5 protein-coding genes are annotated in these 6,499 nt (G+C 64.0%); 4 read left to right on the forward strand and 1 reads right to left on the reverse strand.

Features of this window, described 5'->3' with window-relative positions; all coding sequences use genetic code 11:
- Nucleotides 1-32: 32 nt before the first annotated feature.
- The 3 genes from DIE13_RS23740 to DIE13_RS23750 all read left to right on the forward strand — a co-directional run bounded on the left by DIE13_RS23740 (nt 33) and on the right by DIE13_RS23750 (nt 3,558).
- On the forward strand, nt 33-644 hold the full coding sequence (locus tag DIE13_RS23740) for a histidine phosphatase family protein (RefSeq protein ID WP_124829549.1): 612 nt from the start codon (nt 33-35) through the stop codon (nt 642-644).
- 152 nt (nt 645-796) lie between these two features.
- Nucleotides 797-2,389, forward strand: a complete 1,593-nt coding sequence (locus tag DIE13_RS23745) for an inorganic phosphate transporter (protein WP_124829550.1) — start codon at nt 797-799, stop codon at nt 2,387-2,389.
- Between the two features lie 425 nt (nt 2,390-2,814).
- A complete protein-coding gene (locus DIE13_RS23750) occupies nt 2,815-3,558 on the forward strand; it encodes a 2OG-Fe(II) oxygenase (RefSeq protein ID WP_124829560.1) in 744 nt (247 codons plus the stop codon).
- A gap of 469 nt (nt 3,559-4,027) precedes the next feature.
- Here the strand turns inward: DIE13_RS23750 and DIE13_RS23755 are convergent, their stop codons facing one another.
- A complete protein-coding gene (locus DIE13_RS23755) occupies nt 4,028-5,452 on the reverse strand; it encodes a DHA2 family efflux MFS transporter permease subunit (protein WP_124829551.1) in 1,425 nt (474 codons plus the stop codon).
- Nucleotides 5,453-5,861: 409 nt separating this feature from the next.
- Here DIE13_RS23755 and DIE13_RS23760 point away from each other — a divergent pair, with 409 nt between their 5' ends.
- Entirely contained in the window at nt 5,862-6,080 is a 219-nt protein-coding gene (locus DIE13_RS23760; RefSeq protein ID WP_124829552.1) for a hypothetical protein, read from the forward strand.
- The last annotated feature ends 419 nt before the right edge of the window (nt 6,081-6,499 follow it).

A 6,499-nucleotide genomic window follows, 5' to 3' on the forward strand; every position in this document is an offset into this window, starting at 1 on the left:
CGCACTGCCGCCTCGAACAATCGACTACCGACATGATCCAGCCTGTCTTGCTGCGCCTGATCGCGCATGCATCGACCCGTGCGATGCGCACCGGCACGTTTCCCGACGACGATCCGCTCGACGCGCGCGGGCTGGCCGACGCCGCCGCGGTACGCGAGCGGTTCGCCGGCGTCCCTCGCGCGGTCGCGCTGAGCAGTCCCGCGCTTTGCGCGCGACAGACCGCCGATGCGCTCGGGCTACGCGCGCGACTCGACGATGCGCTTCGCGATGTCGACTACGGCCGCTGGCGCGGCAAGCGACTGCACGATCTCGCGCGCGACCTGCCGGACGAACTCGGCACATGGCTCGGCGAGCCGCTTGCGTCGCCGCACGGCGGTGAGTCGTTCGAAGACGTCGCATGGCGCGTCCGCGCCTGGCTCGACGGTCTGCCGCGCGATCTCGACGTCGTTGCGATCACGCATGCGGCGATCGTTCGTACAGCCATCGCGTGTGCGTTGCGGATGGAACCGCAGGCCGCGATGCGCATCGACGTCGCACCGCTATCGTGCACGGTATTCGTCAGGTCGCCGGACGGTTGGACGTTGACCATCGACGACGACGGGCGCGATACCGACACGCAAGTTCGTTGCCGACCATACCGATGACGATGCGGGCCGGCGCGACGCGGCAACGTGATGAATGGCGATGCGCGCATTTCTTACATACCTGTAAGACAACGATTCGTCCTCCCGACTGTCATCAAACTGACGAGTGGCCGAAGCTAGGATCGGACGCGGTTCCCTTACGAGATGCCGTCATGAATCAACCTGCTTCGTCCGCCGCCAATACTCCCGGCTCCACCGAACGCACCCGGCAGGTCGGCTATGCCGTCTTCCTGCTGGTGCTCGCGATCGGTGCCGTCTATATCGCCACCCACCTGATTGCCGATCTGTCGCCCGTCCGCGAAGGATCGTTGTTCCCGTATCTGATGCTCGGCGCCGCGCTGCTGATCGCGCTCGGCTTCGAGTTCGTCAACGGCTTCCACGACACGGCGAATGCCGTCGCGACCGTGATCTACACCCACTCGCTGACGCCGAACGTCGCGGTGATCTGGTCCGGCCTGTGGAACTTCCTCGGCGTGATGGTTTCGAGCGGCGCCGTCGCGTTCGGCATCCTGCAGTTGCTGCCGGTCGAGCTGATCCTGCAGGTCGGCAGCGGCTCGGGCTTCGCGATGGTGTTTGCACTGCTGATCGCCGCAATCGTGTGGAACCTCGCGACCTGGTACTTCGGGTTGCCGTCGTCGAGCTCGCATACGCTGATCGGCTCGATCATCGGCGTCGGGCTGATGAACCAGCTGATGCACGGTCCGTCCGGCACGAGCGGTGTCGACTGGGGTCAGGCGCTCGGCGTCGGCAAGTCGTTGCTGTTCTCGCCGATCGTCGGCTTCCTGTGCGCGTCGCTGCTGTTGCTCGTGCTGAAGGCCGTCATTCGGGTTCCGGATCTGTACAAGGAGCCGCCGAAGGACCAGCCGCCGCCGTTCTGGATTCGCTGCCTGCTGATCCTCACCTGCACCGGCGTGTCGTTCGCGCACGGGTCGAACGACGGGCAGAAAGGCATGGGCCTCATCATGCTGATCCTGATCGGCACGGTGCCGACCGCGTACGCACTGAACAAGGCCGTCACGCCGGCCGAATCGCAGACGTTCGTCGCCGTCGCGAACCAGGCCGCCGCGACGTTCGCGAAATACTCGAACGGCGTCGCACCGTCCGCGAATCCTCGCGCCGACGTCGAACACTTCGTGCAGCGCCGCGAGATGACGCCGGCCGTGCTGCCGGGCGTGCAGCAACTGTCCACGTCGCTGGCGACCGCGGTCGGTTCGTCGGGCTCGATGGCGGCCGTGCCGCAGGGCGACGTCGACAACGTGCGCAACACGATGTATCTGGTGTCCGAAGCGATTCGTCTGATCGAGAAGTCGGGGCAACCGGCATTTTCCGCCGACGACAAGCTCGCGATCGACAACTACCGCAAGCAGCTCGACCACGCGACCAAGTTCATTCCGACCTGGGTGAAGGTTGCGGTCGCGATCGCACTGGGTCTCGGCACGATGGTCGGGTGGAAGCGGATCGTCGTGACCGTCGGCGAAAAAATCGGCAAGCAGCATCTGACGTACGGACAGGGCGCATCGGCCGAGCTCGTCGCAATGCTGACGATCGGCGCGGCCGACGCGTACGGGTTGCCCGTCTCGACGACGCACGTGCTGTCATCGGGTGTCGCGGGCACGATGGCGGCGAACGGCTCCGGGCTGCAGTGGAGCACGGTGCGCAGCCTCGTGCTCGCATGGGTACTGACGTTGCCGGCATCGATTGTGCTGGCGGCCGGTCTTTACTGGTTGTTCCGCTCGGTCGCCTGAGCGGAGAAGCGGCGAGCGGCCGGGGGACCGGTCGCTCGCCGAGGAAGATTCGAAGTCGGTTCTTCGGTGCTTCGGTGCTTCGCGTCGTAGCCTTTTCGTTTCGCTCACACGGAGCGAAGTCCATCCGGCTCATCGCCGCGTCAACCTCGCCTAGACTCCGAGCCGCCATACCGGCTGCTCGCGCCGCACCCCTCCCTTCTTTCCGGATTGAAGCGCAAGATCTGGAGCGCGTCATCGCACAGACGACATTAGACTGGGTTCATCGACTTTCACCGTGGACGCAGGCATGCGCCGCGCTTGCCGGCATCGCGTCGCCGCCCGTTCCACAACGACCGGCTGTGCATCGCAGCACACTCGATACCGGGTACTTCGATGCCGATGGCATGCCTGCACGACACCACATCGCTGACGAACAAGGTACGCCCGTGAACATTGCCGATCTGCAACCCGCCGTCGAATCCGTCGACATGGCGCAGCACGTGAGCGCCCTCGACTGGACCACCGTCGATACCGAACTCGATCGCTACGGATGCGCGCGCGTACCGGGTCTGCTCTCGCTGGAGGAATGCGCGGCGCTGGCGGCACTCTACCCGCGCGATGCGCTGTACCGTTCACGCGTCGTCATGGCGCGGCACGGTTTCGGCCGCGGCGAGTACCGATATTTCGCCTATCCGCTGCCCACGATCGTCGATGCGCTGCGGACAACGCTCTATCCGCATCTCGCCCCGATCGCGAATCGGTGGAACCGGGCGCTCGGAATCGACGTCCGCTATCCGGCCGAGCACGCGGCATTTCTCGCGCGCTGCCATGCGGCTGGCCAGACGCGGCCGACGCCACTGATCCTGCAATACGGCCCGGACGACTACAACTGCCTCCATCAGGACCTGTATGGCGAGCATGTCTTTCCGCTGCAGGTCGCGATCCTGCTGTCGGCGCCGGGCCGGGATTTCACTGGTGGGGAGTTCGTACTGACGGAACAGCGGCCCCGCATGCAGTCGCGTGCGGAAGTAGTGCCGCTGATGCAGGGCGACGCGGTGATCTTCGCGGTGCATGGCAGGCCGGTGCAAGGGACGCGCGGCGTCTATCGCGTCAATCTGCGTCACGGCGTGAGCCGCATCCGGACCGGGCACCGCCATACGGTCGGCATCATCTTTCATGACGCGCAGTAACGATACCGACATGAGAACCATGCTGTCGCGCACCCCATCGTGTCGATACTCGTACGGCGCGCAGGCCGCTGCGCTCGAGCGCCGTCATGCAATCCGCATTACTGTCCCTGACGCTCCCGCGGCATCGAATGCGATATTGCCTCGTCTCGCGTGACGTCATGCTCTCGCTGGTGGGACGGGCACATCGCGGCAGCCCGGCCATATAGTCGGCATCGCGGTCCATGACGTGCCTCGCATCATCCAGTGCGAATGCTGCTTTATCGCGCGGTGCATCGGGCCCGGCGATACAGCACACGCGTCACAGCGGCCGGATATCGCGGGTGCCACGATTACGCTTCAGGCGAGGAATACGTGCGAGGAAGTTGATGTGCACCGGCCAATCGCACTGGCGACGAATCGAAGCGTGGGTGAGTGACGGAGGGCGACAGTACGCACCCTGTCGCCCTGCGCACGCGATCGACTGCTCGAGCTACCCTCGTGCCGCACTCGCCCGCAGCCTGTCACCCGCATCGGCCGCAAGCCGCGCATAGCCCGGCAACGTCAGCAACGCGAGTACGCCTGCAGCGACGAACGCCCAACGGAAGTCGTCGAGCACATAGTGAATGCCGGCCGCATCGCCACGCACCAGTGCCGCGAGCCGCAGCGCCAGCGCGCCGAACGCAATCCCCATCCCGATCGTCATCTGCTGAGCTGCACTCCACAGCGTGCTCGCAGCACTGGTCTGGTGAGATGGAATGTCGGCATAGGCGAGCGTCGCAAGCGTCGTGAACTGCATCGAACGCGTGAGCCCGTAGACGAATACGACCAGCAACGTGATTGCCAGCGGCGTCGACGCGGTCAGCCAACCGCATGCGATCGTGCAAAAACCGACGATCGTCACGTCGATGAGCGCAACACGCCGGAAACCGAAACGATCGAGTATCCACGACGTGCCCGCCTTCATGCCCAGATTGCCGAGCGCACTCGCTAGCAGCAGCAGACCGGACTGGAACGGCGACAGCCCGAAACCGATCTGGAACAACAGCGGCAGCAGGTACGGCACCGCATTGACCGCGACTCGCGTGATCGAGCCGGTGAGCACCGTCACCGAGAATGTCGGCACCTTCAGCGTCGTGAAATCGAGCAGCGGATGCGCACAACGCTGCGCATGCAACCACGCGGCGATACCAAACAGCACGCTGGCGCCGATGAGCATCGCTGCGCGCGCGAACTGCGCGTCCTGCTGGCCCGCCATTTCGGTACCGAGCAGCAGACATGTCAGCGCCCCGCCCGCCAGCACGAAGCCGATCCAGTCGAGCGGACGCTGTTCCTCGGCGCGCGTATTCCGGACGATCAGCCAGGTACAGACGAGCGCGGCGAAACCGAGCGGCACGTTCAGCAGGAAGATCCAGCGCCACGATGCATACGTCGTGATGAAGCCGCCGATCGGCGGCCCGACGACCGGCGCAACGATGCCCGGCCACGTGATCGTCGCGATCGCGCGCATCAACCGCGCCTTCTCGGTGCTGCGCACGACGATCATCCGTCCGACCGGCACCATCATCGCCCCGCCGACACCCTGCAACAACCGGGCGGCAGTAAACGTCCCGACGCCGTTGGACAGCCCGCACAGTATCGATGCGCCGGTAAACACGACGATCGCACTGCCGAATACGGTGCGCGACCCGTATCGGTCCGCGATCCAGCCACTGATCGGAATGAACACCGCGAGCGCCAGCATGTAGGCCGTCATCCCGAGGCTCAGCGCATTCGGCCCGACGCCGAAAGAGCGCGCCATTTGCGGTAGAGCGGTCGCGATCACGGTCGTGTCGAGGTACTCCATGAAGAAGGTCGCGGCGACGAGATACGGCAAGAAGTCGGTCGTCCGACCACTCTGGGTAGAACTGGAAGTCATGAACGATGCAGTTACGGAAGGCGGGACACACCGGCCACCGCACAGGTGGTGGCCGGGACGAGTGGCGATATTACCCTGAAGCGCCCGAACTCCGCTTTGCAGGCACATAATCCTGGAACGACTTTATGCGCATAGATTTTATCCCGTTCGAGTAGAAGCCATGCGCACGACCCGGATGAAGATGGGGGCTTTTGTCACCAACATCACGGACAATCGACGAAATTACTCGTCAATCAGGCCGTCCTGACGAAGCGTGTATTGCTCGCCGCGGCATGCATTGCTCCACTCTGCACGGCCCTGCTCGTCAGTTGTTCCGTGATAAACCACGACACCCGTCGGACACTCGGATCAGCGAAAACTTCATATTGGCGAACGGGCCGACATCGCCATCTGCATCCTGGAATTTCGCATGAAACGGCGCACGGACGCAGGCAGCTTCATGCTGTGCGGCGCATCCAAGCAGAGAGAAACTGAGCAGAAGCGGTATGAGCTTTTTCATTGGCATTGCCTGAAGGAATTCGCCCACGGCGAAGAGAGACGGGGGAAGAGAAATGCAATCGGCATCAGCCCTCAAGCTTGCCATTTAACTGGAGATCGCGCCAATGTGGGCAAGAATGGCAAAAGATAACCGAAGAACAGTCGGTTTTAGTTTCTCGCTTCGAGCAGTGAGAAGCGCATCGTCATGGCCGTGCAGTGGCTCAGTTCCGGTGGAATCGGGGGGGCCCCGCGCGGTCGTGATGCAGGAGATCGATATACAGCGGGGGACCGCCTGGCCGTTACCCGCCAGGAAACATGTGGCGTATCGCCACCGGACCTGCATCGCAGATCGGGTGAGCCGCAGTGCAGGATCGGGTTGGAGGTGAGTCGGCGTCGCGGCTGGCTCGCACCGGCATGCGATCGATCAGCCAAAGCAATCTGCCACCGCCCGCCTGCATTTCCGTCGCGCCAATGCAAAAACCCCCGCCTTGTCGGGCGGGGGTTTCTGGCTTAGGGAGCCTGACGATTACCTACTTTCACACGGGAATCCGCACTATCATCGGCGTAGAG

Origin of the sequence: Burkholderia sp. Bp9016 (assembly GCF_003857765.1) — a bacterium.
GTDB lineage: Bacteria > Pseudomonadota > Gammaproteobacteria > Burkholderiales > Burkholderiaceae > Burkholderia.